Below are 16,932 nucleotides of genomic sequence, written 5' to 3'. Positions count from 1 at the left end.
CCAACTATAGAATCATAACAGTTTACACAAATAAATACCAAGACGCACTAGAAATAAAACTCAACATCCCTGAAAACAAAGAAATATACAAGCGAAGAATAGTTGTGGAACGATCTTTCGCACATATAAAATATAACCTGGACTTCACCCAAGCCAACACAAGAGAACTAGACAAAATCGAAAGTGAAGTGAAATGTGTTGCAGCAGCAAGTAATATAAGACGACTTCACAACCACAAACTCAAATTACTTAAACAAACATGCGAGTAAAAGGTACCATAAACCTAAATGAAAAACAATTATGGGAAATTCAGTAGATATTCAATGAAAAACATAGACAACGAATAAAAAAACTACAAAAAATAATTTACAATCTAACCACAACTAACAAAATTCACACATCATCCATCAACTGAAAAAATAATTATTGCACAGCCAATAAAATAATAAAATATTTAAACACATGAAAACAATGTAATTAATAGCTAAATTATTAATTAAAACTAAAAAATAAGACATTATATCTATGACAACTGTAAAGATACCATCAATAAAAACATATTAGATCAATTACTAGAAAAATAGTAATTAACACTAATATAAATCTTTAATTGAGAATTAGAAATTCAAGAATACTAAGATTATTTAATGAGCTTGAAAAACTTAACAAAGAAACTGAAGATAGTAAAGACATAGAAACATTGATCAAATTGAATGAATATAAAAAGTATAACCTTATTTCACATCTAAAGTTAATAGAAGTTAAAAAATATAAAATAAAAATGATATTCTATGTTACTTGAGCCAAGATTAGATAGATTATTAATGACTTATAAAATATAGAATATTCTTTAACAGTTAAATTTTAATAATTAATTAATGATTATTTAATATTAATAAAAGCATTCCTTATACCTAAAATGGTTTATTTTTGGAAATAGCTTTTGATCAAACTTTTTTTAAAAGTTTGTTTCATATTAATAAAAGCATTCCATACTTAAAATGGTTTATTTCTAGAAATAGCTTTTGATCAAACTTTTTTTAAAAGTTTGAAATGTTTGTTTCATATTAATAAAAGCATTCCTTAATACTTAAAATGGTTTACTTTTGGAAATAGCATATGACAAAACTTTTTTTAAAAGTTTGTTTCGTAAACCTAAATAATTGTTTAATAATTATATCTATGATTATTTTTAATAATATTTCAAATTAAAGTAGGAGAATTGGAAATGGAATCCATTATAGATAAAATTGATAATACTAACTTAATAACAATTACAGATGAAATATCAACTGTATATGAAGCTACAGAAGTCCTTAAAAAATATCCACGAGATACAGTAATTCTTGAAAATATAACTGGAAGAGATATTCCAATTATATCTGGAATATGTAATACACGAGAGAAAATAGCTAAATCTATAAACTCAAATGTTGATGAAATCATCCACAGAATTATCAAAGCAATGGAAAATCCACTTAAAATAGCTAAAACAAATACAATAAAAAAATACAATAGTACAAAAGCTGATTTAACTAAACTTCCAATACTTACTCATTATAAAAAAGATGGGGGAGCATACATAACCTCAGGAGTAGTATTTGCAAAAGATCCAAAAACTGGCATTCAAAATGCATCAATTCACAGAATGTTAGTTTTAGATAATAATCATTTAGGTATTCGGTTAGTTCCAAGAAACTTATACACCTATTTCAAAGAATCAGAATCATTAAACAAGGATTTAGATATTTCAATAGCTATTGGAATGGACCCATCAACATTACTTGCAAGTACAACATCAATTCCAATAGATCAAGATGAAATGGAAGTTGCAAATTACTTTAAAAATGGGAAACTTGAATTAATAGAATGTGAAAACGGTTTAAAAGTACCTGACGCTGAAATAATTCTTGAAGGTAAAATATTATCAGGTGAAAGATCAGAAGAAGGACCTTTTGTTGATTTAACAGATACTTATGATGTTATAAGAGATGAACCAGTAATTGAATTATCAAAACTCCATACAAAAGATAATCCTTACTATCACAGTATTTTACCAGCTGGATTTGAGCACAGACTTCTTCAAGGTCTTCCTCAAGAACCAAGAATATATAAATCTGTTAAAAACACAGTTCCAACAGTAAAAAATGTAATTTTAACAGAAGGTGGATGCTGCTGGTTACATGCTGCTATCTCAATAGACAAACAAACTCAGGGAGACGGTAAAAATGCTATTCTCGCTTCATTATCTGCACACCCTTCACTTAAACATGCAGTTGTAGTTGATACAGACATCAACATATTAGATCCAGAAGATATTGAATATGCAATAGCTACACGTGTAAAAGGAGACGATGACATTTTAATAGTTCCAAAAGCAAGAGGTTCCTCCCTCGATCCTGTAGCAAAACCTGATGGAACCACAACAAAAGTAGGAATTGATGCAACTAAAAACCTAGAAAAACTAGAAAAGTTCCAAAGAGTAAGTCAAGATAATTGACACTAATTTCGAAATTAAAATCTAGATTTTAGATGAAATAGAAAATTTTTTCAAAATCATTAAAGACATGATCTTAATTTAAGTGATCATGGAAAAAATTTACGAAACAAATATCTAAATAAATGTTTAAATATTGATTAAACAATAAAATATTACTTAATAACTAGAATATTACTTAATAACTAAAATATTAATTATATCTTCCTCTTTTTTGAATTTCATTTAATTTAGCTATTATTTTATCTTTTACAGTATTTTTACTTCTATTTTCATTTTCATATGAAGTTGAATAGCTATTTAAAACTACATTAAACAGTTCATTTGAAGTGACTTCATCCACTCCATGTAATGATTTTTTGAAAACTAAAAGGTCTGTTGCTTTATCTTCAAGAATGTTTGAATATTTACCAAGACCAAGGTCAAGAAGTACTAGATTATTGTATGTATCTATCATTATATTAGAGGTTGTGATGTCACCATGAATCACATCTCCATCATGTAGAACAGCTATTGTTTTTCCAATATTTTCAAAAATAGCTATTAGCTTATCTTTTTCAACATTTTGATTGTTTAAAAGCTCATCAATTGTTTTTCCCTCTATTTTTTCCATTATAATAGCTGAGTTTTTTAAATCAATATCATATAGTACTGGAGTTCTAATTCCTAATCGTTTAAGATGAGATAATAATTTAGACTCATGTTTTGTTCTTTTTTTTCTAATTTTATCATCAATTTCAGGTATTCTATAGTTTTTTGAGATTCTCACTTTTTTAATAGCTATATTATTTAACCATTTATCAGGGTAAATGTCTGATTCTGCTCCTTTTTCTATTAATTCTTTCGGAATAGCTATTTTATTATTTGATTTTTTAACCCATGGAACATTAACCTCATCTGTTCTGTATTTCTGTATAATAGTAGTATCTTCTATTTTTTGAGTTCCAAAGTATTTGTTTGTTAAAAGCCCTAACCATGCAATCATCGCCCCATTATCTCCACAAAGCTTCATTTCAGGAATATTAAATTTAACATAATGTTCTTCTGCCATAATCGCAAGCATTTCTCTAAGACGTTTATTAGCAGCTACTCCACCACATAATAATAGTTCATCTTTTTTGGTGTTTGATATTGCTCTTTCAGTTACTTCAGTTATCATTGAAAATGCAGTTTCTTGAAGTGAGTAGGCAATATCTTCAATAGCTATTGATTTCTCATGTAATCGGAGTGCTGCAGATAATAATCCTGAAAATGAGAAATCCATTCCCTTTACAGTGTAAGGTAGTTCCACAAAGTTTCCTTTATTAGCTAATTTCTCAATCACAGGTCCACCAGGATGACCTAAGCCTGTTTCACGAGCAAAATGATCTAAACAGTTTCCAATAGCTATATCTTGTGTTTCACCAAATACTCTGTATTTATTAGACTCATAAGTTATTACTTGACTGTTTCCCCCACTAACATATAATGTAACAGGATCAATTGCTCCAGTATCCAATTTTCCTATTTCAATATGACCAATACAATGATTTACCCCTACAATGGGAATATTAAGTGATAATGCTAATGCTCTACTTGCTGTTGCAACTGTTCTAAGTGCAGGTCCAAGTCCAGGACCACGGGAAAATGAAATTAAATCAATATCTTTTAAATCTAAATTAGCTATTTCGCATGCTTCTTTTATAAGAATAGGTATTGATCGAGCATGATGCTCACTAGCCTCCCTTGGATGAATTCCTCCACTTTCAGGTATTAATTGTCTTCCTGCAACTGATAATATTTTTCCATTATCTTCAACAATTCCTACTCCTGATTTTTCTGCTGTTCCTTCAATTCCTAAACAAATCAATTGATTATCTCCTAAAATAAAATGAAAATATAGTGGCTAAAATTAAATATGTGAATTTCTCAAATTCTTTAAAATATTTATCACTATCTTAAATTTAATACAATTCATATTCTGGTTTTCTACCTATTTTGTAATTGTTCAATTTTATATAATTGTCCTTATAAAACTGCATTACTAATTAATTTTCCATCAAGTGAATTTTCAATAGTAGTTATTCTTCATTTAATCCATACAATTCATAAACTTTCGAGCATATCTCATTTATCCAACAGCTATTTTAACTGAATTTAAAGAATTCTAAGGTCATTATTCTAAAATAATAAAGTAAGCTTGAAAATAAGAAAACAATGAATTTGAAAAATTATCATTTTTAAATGATAATGATTAGAGAAATAGATGTTTTAATATTGAAATATGAGATCATTTATTAAATTTTTTGTTGTAATCTTCTACTGCATCATCATATATTTCATTTAATGTTTTATCTTTCCATAAATTTTTTCTCCATTCAGTGTAGTTGAAATTATCTTTTTTTATTATATCTATAAATCTTTCAGCATCAACTATACCCAATTTTTTTACTAAAATATCCATAGCTTCTATCCTCAAGATGGTTTCGTTTTTCATTTTCTTTTCTCCACTGCATAAATAAAATCTATCGGATTTATAATTTCGATATTATTTATTTGTTTTTTAAGTAAATCATAATCTGTCGTTATAAAATAATCACAGTTGCTGTCTATTGGACAAGAATATGTATTGCATCATTTTTATGTATTCCATGAGCTTCTATCTCTGTAGCTTTTTCTGCAATTTCTTCTGAAGGTTTACAATAGAAAACCGCTTTGTTTTCCCATCTTTGAATGTTTTTTTGTTGTTCTTTATGTGGGTTGAATTTATTTTCATAATCAAGTATAAATGACCATACTAATTGGTATGATTCATTTGAAATTTCTTTTTGAATAAATAACTTGGCATTACTCTCCAACTGTATAGTTACCTGACTTTTATCATCAAAAGGTCGATTATAACAACAGGTATCTAAGTATATCCTAATCATACCAAACTTCCATTTCTTTATTAACTATTTGTAATTAATTATACAATAATATTTTTACGTATTACTTTTTAATAATTTATTATTAATAAATCTATTGATTTGATTCTGAATTAATAGAGAATTTTCATAATTTAGAGGATTTTAGTAATATCAAGAACTTAAACTGCTCTTATTAATAAATAAATTTCTCGAATGAAAATGTAAATTAAACTGATTATAAGTGGTTATTTTTAAGCTTCCTACTATAAATTATGTTTAATAGCTATTTTTAATAAGTATTAGGCAAGATTTATTAAATAATTCATTATTCCCCATATCTTCTTTTATAATAGCTAAGATATTCACCATTTACAATATTTTCCATCCACTCTTTATTTTCTAAATACCAATCAATTGTTTCTTCAATTCCTACTTCAAAAGTGTATTTAGGTTTCCATCCTAATTCTTTTTGTATTTTTGATGAATCTATTGCATATCTACGATCATGCCCTAATCTATCTTCAACATAATTAATTAGTGATTCTGACTTATCTAAATATTTAAGAATTAACTTAACTATTTCTATATTTTCCTTTTCATTATTTCCACCAATATTATAGACTTCACCTATCTTTCCTTTGTGAAGTACACGATCTATTGCACTACAATGATCATACACATGTAACCAGTCTCTAACATTCTTTCCATCCCCATAAACTGGTAATTGTTTATTGTTTAATGCATTATTTATCATTAAAGGAATTAATTTTTCTGGAAATTGATAAGGACCATAATTATTTGAGCATCTTGTTATATTTATTGGAAGATCATATGTTTCATGATATGCTCTAACCAGTAAGTCTGCTCCAGCTTTACTTGATGAATAAGGGCTGTTAGCTGCAAGAGGAGTGGTTTCTGTAAAGTATCCAGTTGAACCTAAGGTTCCATAAACTTCATCAGTGGAAATCTGTACATATTTCTTGATATTTGATTTTTTAGAAGATTCGAGTAATGTTTGTGTTCCAATAATATTAGATTCAATGAAAATCTTTGGATTTTCAATACTACGATCTACATGAGACTCAGCAGCGAAATTAATAACATGATCAACAGTGTCATCTATTACACTATTTACAAATTCAGTGTCTCTAATATCACCTTTAGCAAAAGTGTAATTAGGATTATCTTCAATATCCTTTAAATTTTCAAGATTCCCACAATATGTTAAACTATCTATGTTAATTATCTCATAATTAGGATATTTATTTAACATATAGTTAAGAAAATTAGAGCCAATAAAACCTGCTCCTCCAGTAACAACAATTTTCATTAAAATCCTCCTATACTTAATTTAATAGCTATTTAACTGTATTTAACAAAATAAATTAAATGAATAAATAAATTAAATGAATAAATAAATTAAATGAATAAATAAATTAAACAAATAATTTAATAATATTATTTTCAAACCTATTTTTATATTATTAATTATATTATATAATTAATTTATTAATTTTAAACTTATGTTAAATTTTTACTTTAAAAACATTTTTAAAGTTAGAAAGCGAAGTTTTTCTTTATGTTGATTAATTTAAATGATTGTAACCTTTAGAAGATATTTCTATTATTTTTCCATTTTCTAATGTTAATTCAACTTTTCCAGAGTCAGTTACTTCTCCAATAATATGGAAATCCTTCTCTTTAATAACATAAGGATTAGTAAACCATTCTAATTCTTCTGGTTCTAGTGTGAAAACTAATTCAAAATCTTCCCCATAATGGAATAATAAATCCAAATAATCAAGGTTTAATTCATGAGCTATCTTTTTAATTTTATTAATATTTGGTATTTTTTCCTCATATATCATAAAACCCCCACCATCATTCCAACTTAGCATCTCATGAAGCTCACTTCCTAAACCATCAGTAATATCAGTAGCTGAAGATATATAAGTTGCATTTAAACTTTTACTTTCTTCTAATCTAGCTATTGGATTTAAAGCTCGTGATTTGAATATATCATAATCTTCAGGAAATTTAATATTATTGTTATTATTATTATTTTCTTCTCTTTTTAGAATTTCAAATCCTATTGCTGCATAACCAATATTTCCTGTAATAAAAAGTATATCTCCTTTTTTAAAACCATGTTTATGTTTGCCATCCACCCTACTTGTTGTGCCTAATGCTGTTCCAGATATGATTATTTCATCTTTGCTTTCATTGGTATCTCCACCAATAAGTGGGATTTTGTAGTAATCACATGCTTTAAAGATACCCTCATAAATTTCATCAAAATCATCTAAATCTAATGTTTTTGGAATAGCTATATTAATTAGTAATCCCCTTGGATCTGCCCCCATTGCTGCTAAATCACTTACATTAACTGTTACAGCTTTCCATCCCATTTGAAAATGAGACATCATTTTTGGAAAATGTGAGCTTTGAAGTAACATATCAGATGTAGCCATTAAAAGGCAGGTTTGAAGATCAATTTCTGCAGCATCATCCCCAATATAATTATTAGTATTTTTCTGAATTATTCTATTTATTAACTCTTTTTCACCAATATCTGAAACATTTTGTTTGTTTGGCATAATAACACCCTATAAAAGTTTTTCTATAAATATGAAACAAACATTTCAAACTTTTAAAAAAAGTTTGAACAAAAACTATTTCCAAAAATAACCCAATTTAAATATAAGAAAGGCTTTTATTAATATGAAACAAACATTTCAAACTTTTAAAAAAAGTTTGAACAAAAGCTATTTCCATAAATAAAGCATTTTAAGTATAAGAAATGAATTTATTAATATTAATTGATGATGTTGTCTTTAGTGTAGTCTCACAACATGATTCTTATTGTCAAAATGTTTATCAAATGAAGCTATTTCAGATATTCCATTTAATTCCATTATTTTAATGTACATGGAATCGAAAAAAGATAATTTGGCATCATAGTGAATGAAAACTTTCATTGCTTCATTATAAAAATCTGATTCATCTATTATTGTGAAATTCTCAATGATATTATTATAAATTTCTCTAATTTCCTTTGCACGAAGATTATGAGTTAAGTTAGTAATAGTTTCAGCAATTACTAATTTAGAAATGAATTTTTTCTTTTTTGATATTTTAGGGAGTAATTTAACAGCATCTTGATGCCACTGATCGTTTTCAACAAAAATAGCTATTAAAAAACTAGCATCGAGAAAAATCATCTAAAATCTCCTTTTCTAAATTGTTTTTTGAGTTTTAAGCTATCAATGGGTGTTTTTGCTTTATATCTTCCTACCATTTCTTCAAAACTTAATTTTTTTACAAAATCTAATTCAACTTTACCTTCTTTGTTAATATTCCATTCTATGAAATAACCCTTTCCATCTATGTTGAATTTTTTCCTAACTTCTATTGGAATAACAGTCTGAAATTTATCATATATTTTTGTTGTTGCTATATTATTTATCATACTCTCATCCACATATAATATGTATTTCTTACTATATATGATTATCCTAACTTAAGAATATTTGCTAATTGATACATTCAAACCTAATATTGTATCTAATAGTTAGTTGTTTGAAGATTTTCTAATTTATTTAAATCAATGAATATTCATCCATTTTACCATATTTAGAAATTCAATTGGATAGGTAGCTGTTTCTGTTATTTTTTCAATTATGTACTATATATAACAATTTTTTATTATAAAAATCCTTTAAAAAACTAGTGTCATGACAATTTAATATTATAGTTTTAAATATTTCGTTATCTTTTTAATTAAGCTTTAATTTTCAATCCGACTTAATTTATTAAGTTAGAAAATATCTTAAATATTGACAAAGAGTTGGCTATTTAAGTGTGCTATTTTAACTCTTTAATATTTTACGATACTCAATAAATATAAGTTTTATTTATAAAAAGTTTTTACACTCTTCAACAAATGCTTTAGCATCATCTAAAATATCAATAGCTTCATCTTCTGTGAAATTAATACTGATATCATAATCTGCATCTTCTCGGTCTTCAAAGGAGATTGGAAAAAATTTTAGCTATTTCTGAATTAAAATTATCATTAACTACATATTCCAACCCAAATTGATGAATTGTTCTGAATGTTTTTTAGGTTCAATCCCTCTTTTAAGTAATAGTGATCTAGCTGCATAAAAAACAGCATAATAAGAACGATTAATGGAAGCATCATAATATCCTCCATTAATATCAAATTCTAATACTTCTAAAGACTCTAAAGATTTATTAAATAATAATTTAACATCTTCATCCATATTATACCTCTAACTCAAATTATCCATGTTAGTATATGATTTAACTAGTTAAGAAGAATTCCTTCCCTATCAACATTTGAAAAAAAGGAAAAATTTTTGTATTTATTATAATGATTTAAAGACTTTATTTTAGCAGAAATATATTCTCCATTTTTCATAAGAATATCAAATGTTTTAGAGTACACATCCCCTTTGATTTTTCTTTTATCCGATTTTTTAGATGTAATTATCAATATATCAATATCAGAATCTTTATTGTCATCCCCTCTAGCCACAGAACCGAATAAAATAATTTTTTCGATTTCAGAATGATTTAAGGATTTTGCAAAATCAATAGCTATCTGTTTTCTATCCATAATAACACAACATATACTTAAATTAATTAATTTATATATGTTTTTTATATTTTATAAATATTTTTAATTAAAACTTAAAGTGTATATTTAGTTTGTTTGAAATTATAAGCATTATAAAAAGAGCATGGAAAAATTAAATTGATTAATTTATTTTATATATGAATCATAGCCAGAATGTCATGAATATACACTAAAGTATTACTTAACTACAGAAATAGTATTAATAATTAATTATTAGAAATCTTCAAAATCAGTCACTAAAATAAGATTAATAAATTTTTAGCTTTAAAAATATTTTTAAAAATAATAAAAGCATTCATTATGTTCAAAATGGTTAAATTTTGGAATAGCTTTTGTTCAAACTTTTTTCAAAAGTTTGTTTCAAAATAATAAAAATAGATATAAATCTATTTAAAAAGAATAAAAGAAAAAATAAAAGAAAAAAAGTAAAAATCTAGAATGGGACTGGAAGTCCTAATTCGATTCTACTTTTAATTTCTGCATCTGCTTTTGTTTTCTTGGAGTTAGATAATTTTTCAAGTAAAGGTAAACCTGGTTTAACATCTGCAATGTCTTTGGTTTCGATTATACCAGCATCTACAGCTTTAGTGAAAATAGATTCTCCAGCGTCAGTTCTTGTTAAGACTGTGGACCAGCCATCAGCAGAACCAACAGAACCAGTTGATACATCACTTAACTCAGCAGTGTAATCTTTACAGATATTACATCCTGCTTGTTCATAACCATGAGTGTCTTTAAGAGGTAATGCTAATTCTTCATCTTGGGTGTAAGACCAGAATTTACCTTTACCAATATCCATTTTCTCAGTTAGAGATAATGAAGAGTTTAGTTTTTCATTGATTAAAGTTTGAAGTGAAGCGTATGGGAAGTTTTCCATACAGAAAATACCAACGATTAATTTAATTTTATCAGCTACAAATCTTGTTGCAAAAGGATAAGATTGAGTTTTTCTGATTCCTTGTAATTGACATGGAATAGCTACAGTACCAACTTTTTCTAAACCATAGCTTCTTACAGCTTCTTTTAATGCCCATACATTTGGGGAGAAAGTATACTTGGTTCCTGCAGCGGAAATAATCTCATCAGATGTTAAGGCTACTAATGGTTCTGGTTTCCAAGGAGTTTCACTTGGTCCAGCAACAACAGCACCTTCAATGATTTTTTCTTCAAGTGCATAGGATAATAATGCTGTTACAATTCCACCATCTTGGGAAACTTTTTGAATTGCTTTATCAGTCGCTCTTGCAGATACTGCATTTTTATAAGTTCCTAATACCATTTTTATTCCTCCTATAACCCTAAGTCCTGTTTAATTCTTGCCTCAGGGAACCAACTTCGCGGACAATGAGTGTAACAAGATCCACATTTAATACATCTTGCCTTATTACATTCTGGCCTACCTTCATTAATAGTAAGAGCTCTAGTTGGACATACCATTGCACATGTTCCACATCCAGTACACAAAGCTTTATTTACTATGTTAGTTTGTAAGTCACAACCACAATTTTGGTTACATGCTGCTACATCCATCATAGGTTGTAAGTAATCAAGATCTCCGTTTATTAAAGCTACTACGGTTTTAGCTATTATTTCTGGAGAAGCTGGACAACCTGGAATTGCGAGATCTACTTTTACTAGATCACTTAATGGTACAAAGGATTCATGTTTAGGTTGAGCTTGTTGCCCACCTCTAGAGAATCGTGTAAAACAACCATTTTTAGCACAAGATCCAAATGCTGCTACATAAGTAGCCTTTTTTCTAAGTTCTTTTAATTCATGTAAACTATGTTCATCTTGTAAACAGACAGATCCTTCGACGAGCGCTAAATCCATTTCAGGCATTGGGTTTTCATCATCCCACCATACGTCTACTAAGGTTTGTCCATAAACTATATCTACCATATTTGTAAGTAATTCAGAGAGAATGTCATAATTCTCACTTAAAGACATGACATCTCCAGTACATCCACTTAAATGGAAATATCCAATTCTTGGTTTTTCTGCCACGTTTTCAACCTCCTGTGAAGATTCTTCAGTTTTCTGGGTTGGTTTATAACTTTCAGATTCTTGAAGTTTTTGCTCTTCTAATTTTTTTTGCTCTTCAGCTTTTTTACGTGCTGCTTCTTCAAGCTTGCTCTGATCATCATCTGGTTTAGCTAGCCCTAACCATCTTTTAATTCGTGCCAACATTGCTAAACCCCTATTTCTTTTAAAATCATTTCAATGGCTTGGGGAATCGCATTTTCAACAGGTTCTGATAAACCCATTTCTACATCTGGTGCAGAGATTTCCTTTGGTTTACAACCTACAATAACAACTTCCACTGTTTCAGCAAGTTCGTGTAATGGTTCTTCAACAGGCCACGTATGGACATTTTCAAAAGCCCCTTTTGGCATATCGAAAGGAGAAAATAATTTTAAAGTTCCAGGCTCAGCGTCGAATTCAACAACATCAATTACAATAATTTTTTTCCAACTTTCATGAGGTAAAGTGAAAATAAAGTGAGTGGCTCCAGTTCCAGCATCAACAAACATTGTGTCTCTCGGCATTTCCTTATCTTTGAAATGCTCTTCCAATGCCTTGATTACATAAGGTCCGAAACCATCGTCTTTGAATAAAACATTCCCGCAACCTACAACTAATGTCTCTGCATCATATGTCATGGTATTCCCTTAAAAATCCTTAGATTTTTACCATTTCATCTTTTACAACACTCTTATCTTCATCATCTACAACCATTACGTGGGTAGCACAAGATAGACAAGGGTCGTAAGCTCTGATAACATGAGCTCCATACTCATGATGGAAACCTTCAGTTGCAGGACCCATAGTTGGAATGTTCCAAGTAGTAGGTACTAAAGCACTGTAGAATTGAGTTTTACCATCTTTAACTTGAGCTAAATGTATATCAAGTCCTCTTGGAGCTTCGATAGCACCTACACCAATTTTGCCAGTACCTCTTATATCGAAGTCAGCTAAAGTTGGAGCAGAAGTATTTAACTCATCAAGAATTTCAATAGCTCTTGAAAGATAAGATTTCATTTCGTGTGCTCTGGTTACATGCTGTGCAACTACACCTTTACCAGTGTAGCCACCGAATTTAGCAGCTCTTGCTCTTGGACCAGCTTCAACATTTACACCATCATATAATGGTATTGTGGAACAAGCACGTTTTCCGATTTCTGGATCATCATACCAGCTTTCTGGCATAATTTCAGTAAATCTATCAAAGTCGAAGAAGTCACGATTTCCGTAAATTCTGTCACTTGCAAAAACAGGTTGGTCAATAGCACCTAAACCTTTTGGTATAGGTTGTCTTTCACCATCAATTACTATTCCATCCTCAACAAGACTAATAATTAAGTCTACGTGAGCATTAACTTTTGGTACTAAAGCTTTTAATCTGGAATATAGCTTTTTACGAGCTAATTCAGAAATATTTTGTGCCATACCACCGATTCTAACATCGGATGGGTGAATACCTTCACCAGCAACCATATCTACAACATACTGAGTTACTTTTCTGATTTCAGAAACGCTATCTACAGCTGTAGCAAATAATTCTTCAGGTACAAAATCAGTAGCTACTAAAAAATGATGTATAGCATGACTGTTTACATTACTTGCACATAAAGTAAGTTCTCTTAACAATTGACCAGCTCTTGGTACATCGATATCTAAGGAATCATCCAAAGCTTCAACAGAAGCAAGTGTATGTGGTACTGGACAGACCCCACAGATTCTTTGACATAAAACCGGTGCAGTTTCAGGTGCTTTACCTGAAACCATCTTTTCTAAACCTCTAACAGGTGTGATACTGAAGTATCTTCCTTTGGTAACAATCCCTTCATCATCGACTTCCATGACAAGCTCTGCATGTCCTTCTTGACGAGATGTAGGAGATATAACTATTCTTTCGCTCAAATGTGTCACCTCTTATTTTTTATTGAAACCATTAAAGTAATTTCAATAATGATTTATTCTTTGAAGATTACTATATAATAAACTTTCTTTTAAAAAAAAAAAAGTAAACCTTATATAGTGAAAGAAACAATACGAAAAATTTTATATTTTATTAATAAGAATTTAGCTAAATTTATTACAAATATGAAACAAACATTTCAAAATTTTTAAAAAAGTTTGAACAAAAGCTATTTCCAAAAATAAAACATTTTAAGCATGAAAAATGCTTTGATTATAGAAAAAATGCTTTTGTTATATGAAATATACTTTTGTTATATAATATTAAAAAAATTAAAAAATAATTTTTGAAGTTAAGATTCTAATCTAAATTTACAGTAATTAACTGTAAATTCAAAATATTATCTAAAATAGGTTTAACATACATTGTTACTCCACAAACTATTTTTTAGTATAATAATAATGTATATAAACAGCCCTAAAATGAAATAAGATAAAACTTGAATATCTACTATTCCAGTTTCTATTCCTAATATAGTATAAGTTAATAATAGTGCATATAATCCTATATAAAATGAATCTTTAGTTAATTTAACTATTTTATGACCTATACCTAAAATAAATCCAAGAAGACCCATTCCTAAACCTACACCCACTCTTCCAAAATCAATGAGCATAGGTCCAATTAAAGTTGGAGTTAATGTGACTTTGGTTCTCCAAGCTAATAGCTGACCAATTATTGATCTTGGACCAAATTCACTACCTGGTATTGCACTTGCGGTTAATGATCCATGAAGCAATCCAAAGTCACCAGATATATAATTTAAAAGATTTAAAACATGTAATGTGAAATCTGCCCTGGTTTGTAGACTATAAATAGGATTAGTATTGTGTGTAATCATGAATTCTCCTATTGAACGAAAATAACCAATACCAGTTATCATAATTAGTCCAAGAAAAATCCCAATTATTATTTCCCAACTAGCTAATATTTTTCCATAATGCCCAATAATGATCATTATCAGAAGTATGGAGATTATAGGACTTCGATAACCTAAAAAAATTAATAAACCTAATGAAATAATAATAAGGACAAGATATCGGAATCTAAACATTGATAATGTAATTTTATTAGTTTTATAATCATTTAAATAAGAAGACAGAATCAAAGCAACAGCAGGCACTATTAAAAATACAGGCATTGTTAAAATTGGCTTTAAAGAATATCTTAAAGAAGGATTAAGCATAGGAATTCCACCAACTGAAGCTATACATAAAAAAAAGAATATTACAGCTACTAAAAACAGGCAAAAACCTATAGAGTAAATATCATCATAATTAAACTTAACAATTGATTTATTATTCTTGAAAAAAAATCTAGGGATAAAATTGCTTCCAATGAAAAATGAGATAAATGCAATAGCTAGATTTATCTCTAAGGAAAATGATATTGAGTTAATTGATAAACTTAGAAAAATTGAAAAGAGTATAATTACTATTAATGGTGAAAATATGTATTGTGTTATGAAATTAGTTCTATTTCCATTTGATAAAAAATTCCGACTTGGATACAAACTTATAAAGAAGCTATTAACCCATTGATCTTCTAGATATAGCATAATTTTAAATATAATTGTAAACAACCATGATCTTTTAAAATTATATTGAATAAATCTAATAGTTTTTGCAACTATTGAATAAATTACACTCATTGTTATCACTTTTAATAGCTATAATTAAATAAATTGAATATATTTAAACACAAATAAATCTTTTTAATTAATTATATTGAGTATAATTAGCTATATCTATGAATTATACATTTATATAAGTAAAAAAAGATAATAAATTATAAAAATAAATTATAATTAATTAATATTAATTAATAACTTTTGAATATATAGCTCAAGTTATTTTAACAATTCTTTCAACATCATAATGTTTTTTAATAGATTTAATATCATTGTCAGTCACATTCACGACTCTAAGTATTATAAACCCTGTTTTTCCATCAACTTTCCCTAAAATTTCATTTGCAATAGCTAATTCCTTATCTCTAGCCATTACAATGTATAGCTGATCCCTAGTACCATCAGTAGACGGTTTTATTGCAAAACGTTTTCCATTATCATGAAGCGAAGTGTCTAACCCTTGAAGTACAGTACTTTTTACTCCATTAATGGATAACATTGTCTCTACTGTGTAATTAAGCCCTGTAGGTAAATCAGAAATAAGATCTTGAAGTGTTGTAATGTTTCTAGAATGAATTACTATATCTGTAATATTATTATATGTATTACCATGTGTTTCAAGGGTTATGTGTTCCATATACATATCAGCACCTTTTAAGTTAGTGTAAAATCCTACTAAAACTGGACTCCCATTTACATCTAGTAATATTCTAGGAGTATTATCAATCCAAAGAACCTTTCCACTAATTTCTTGATAGTCACCATTTGTGGAATTGTAACCTCCAGCTTGAGCACTAACTACTTTTCCTTCCCTATAAAAAGATAGATATTTTTCCCATAATTTATTTCCAGTAGAACTATCAAAAGAAACAGACTCTATATTCCTATTTCCTGTACTAGTATGTAGAAAAACAAAAACAATACCTAATAAAATACATACTATGATTAATATATCAACATTTGTCTTTTTCTTTGAAATTTTTTGAAATAGTTTTACTTTTATTATAGTGCCTCCTTAATCAATTAATTATTAACTATTATATAATTTATATTTATTATATTATATTTATTATAGATATATACTGTTTATTATTTAAATGTTTTTAATTATTAGTATAATTTTATATTAAATTATTAGTATAATGTTTAGGAGATTATCCATAATTAAAATAAAGGTTTATGATTGTTGGATATGGTTTTAGATGTTTTTTAGTTTTTGTTTTAGTTTTTTAGTCTATTTTTTGTGTTTTAGTTTTAAACTTTTTTAATGTG

18 protein-coding genes are annotated in these 16,932 nt (G+C 27.9%); 3 read left to right on the top strand and 15 right to left on the bottom strand.

Annotated features, from left to right (window positions below):
- Together MBFIL_RS10235 and MBFIL_RS07465 are read left to right on the top strand one after the other, a co-directional pair.
- Positions 1–269 (top strand): transposase (locus MBFIL_RS10235; RefSeq protein ID WP_157078724.1); only part of this gene is annotated, 269 nt, incomplete at its 5' end.
- A gap of 959 nt (positions 270–1,228) precedes the next feature.
- Positions 1,229–2,500 carry a UbiD family decarboxylase gene (locus MBFIL_RS07465; RefSeq protein ID WP_066973140.1) on the top strand — a complete coding sequence of 424 codons (1,272 nt, stop codon included), beginning with the start codon at positions 1,229–1,231 and terminating at the stop codon, positions 2,498–2,500.
- Between the two features lie 190 nt (positions 2,501–2,690).
- Here the strand turns inward: MBFIL_RS07465 and MBFIL_RS07460 are convergent, their stop codons facing one another.
- From MBFIL_RS07460 to MBFIL_RS07395, 14 genes are all read right to left on the bottom strand, one after another.
- Positions 2,691–4,346 carry a bifunctional N(6)-L-threonylcarbamoyladenine synthase/serine/threonine protein kinase gene (locus MBFIL_RS07460; protein ID WP_066973139.1) on the bottom strand — a complete coding sequence of 552 codons (1,656 nt, stop codon included), beginning with the start codon at positions 4,344–4,346 and terminating at the stop codon, positions 2,691–2,693.
- A 420-nt stretch (positions 4,347–4,766) separates the two neighbouring features.
- Positions 4,767–4,973, bottom strand: coding sequence for a hypothetical protein (locus tag MBFIL_RS07455; RefSeq protein ID WP_066973138.1), 207 nt, complete (start codon positions 4,971–4,973; stop codon positions 4,767–4,769).
- Between the two features lie 112 nt (positions 4,974–5,085).
- Positions 5,086–5,406: a hypothetical protein gene (locus tag MBFIL_RS07450; RefSeq protein WP_084266351.1), complete on the bottom strand. Its 321-nt coding sequence runs from the start codon at positions 5,404–5,406 to the stop codon at positions 5,086–5,088.
- 304 nt (positions 5,407–5,710) lie between these two features.
- On the bottom strand, positions 5,711–6,715 hold the full coding sequence (gene rfbB / locus MBFIL_RS07445; RefSeq protein ID WP_066973136.1) for a dTDP-glucose 4,6-dehydratase: 1,005 nt from the start codon (positions 6,713–6,715) through the stop codon (positions 5,711–5,713).
- A gap of 256 nt (positions 6,716–6,971) precedes the next feature.
- Positions 6,972–7,982, bottom strand: coding sequence for a thiamine-phosphate kinase (thiL, locus tag MBFIL_RS07440; protein ID WP_066973134.1), 1,011 nt, complete (start codon positions 7,980–7,982; stop codon positions 6,972–6,974).
- 237 nt (positions 7,983–8,219) lie between these two features.
- The gene (locus MBFIL_RS07435) at positions 8,220–8,606 is read right to left on the bottom strand and encodes a type II toxin-antitoxin system VapC family toxin (RefSeq protein WP_066973131.1); all 387 of its coding nucleotides are present in this window, start codon (positions 8,604–8,606) and stop codon (positions 8,220–8,222) included.
- Entirely contained in the window at positions 8,603–8,854 is a 252-nt protein-coding gene (locus MBFIL_RS07430; protein ID WP_066973129.1) for an AbrB/MazE/SpoVT family DNA-binding domain-containing protein, read from the bottom strand. Before MBFIL_RS07430 ends, MBFIL_RS07435 begins: the two co-directional genes overlap by 4 nt.
- Positions 8,855–9,464: 610 nt before the next feature.
- Positions 9,465–9,671, bottom strand: coding sequence for a HEPN domain-containing protein (locus MBFIL_RS07425; protein ID WP_066973127.1), 207 nt, complete (start codon positions 9,669–9,671; stop codon positions 9,465–9,467).
- Between the two features lie 44 nt (positions 9,672–9,715).
- Positions 9,716–10,027 (bottom strand): nucleotidyltransferase domain-containing protein, encoded by a 312-nt coding sequence (locus MBFIL_RS07420; protein ID WP_066973124.1) that lies wholly within the window; start codon positions 10,025–10,027, stop codon positions 9,716–9,718.
- 454 nt (positions 10,028–10,481) lie between these two features.
- Positions 10,482–11,327 carry a coenzyme F420 hydrogenase subunit beta gene (frhB, locus tag MBFIL_RS07415; RefSeq protein WP_066973123.1) on the bottom strand — a complete coding sequence of 282 codons (846 nt, stop codon included), beginning with the start codon at positions 11,325–11,327 and terminating at the stop codon, positions 10,482–10,484.
- An 11-nt stretch (positions 11,328–11,338) separates the two neighbouring features.
- Positions 11,339–12,238, bottom strand: a complete 900-nt coding sequence (frhG, locus tag MBFIL_RS07410) for a coenzyme F420 hydrogenase subunit gamma (RefSeq protein ID WP_066973122.1) — start codon at positions 12,236–12,238, stop codon at positions 11,339–11,341.
- Between the two features lie 2 nt (positions 12,239–12,240).
- On the bottom strand, positions 12,241–12,711 hold the full coding sequence (gene frhD, locus MBFIL_RS07405) for a coenzyme F420-reducing hydrogenase, FrhD protein (protein ID WP_066973121.1): 471 nt from the start codon (positions 12,709–12,711) through the stop codon (positions 12,241–12,243).
- A 19-nt stretch (positions 12,712–12,730) separates the two neighbouring features.
- A complete protein-coding gene (gene frhA, locus MBFIL_RS07400) occupies positions 12,731–13,972 on the bottom strand; it encodes a coenzyme F420 hydrogenase subunit alpha (RefSeq protein ID WP_066973120.1) in 1,242 nt (413 codons plus the stop codon).
- Between the two features lie 413 nt (positions 13,973–14,385).
- A complete protein-coding gene (locus MBFIL_RS07395) occupies positions 14,386–15,429 on the bottom strand; it encodes an oligosaccharide repeat unit polymerase family protein (protein ID WP_245637478.1) in 1,044 nt (347 codons plus the stop codon).
- Between MBFIL_RS07395 and MBFIL_RS11015 the strand changes: the two genes are divergently transcribed.
- The gene (locus tag MBFIL_RS11015) at positions 15,368–15,571 is read left to right on the top strand and encodes a hypothetical protein (protein WP_245637479.1); all 204 of its coding nucleotides are present in this window, start codon (positions 15,368–15,370) and stop codon (positions 15,569–15,571) included. The two genes, MBFIL_RS07395 and MBFIL_RS11015, sit on opposite strands and share 62 nt — an antisense overlap.
- Positions 15,572–15,874: 303 nt before the next feature.
- On the opposite strand, the gene MBFIL_RS07390 is transcribed toward MBFIL_RS11015, so the two are convergent.
- A complete protein-coding gene (locus tag MBFIL_RS07390) occupies positions 15,875–16,297 on the bottom strand; it encodes a hypothetical protein (protein WP_066973116.1) in 423 nt (140 codons plus the stop codon).
- Positions 16,298–16,932: the final 635 nt, after the last annotated feature.

Source organism: Methanobrevibacter filiformis, assembly GCF_001639265.1.
Taxonomy (GTDB): Archaea; Methanobacteriota; Methanobacteria; order Methanobacteriales; family Methanobacteriaceae; genus Methanacia; species Methanacia filiformis.
This window is presented reverse-complemented; position numbering and strand designations above follow the sequence as displayed.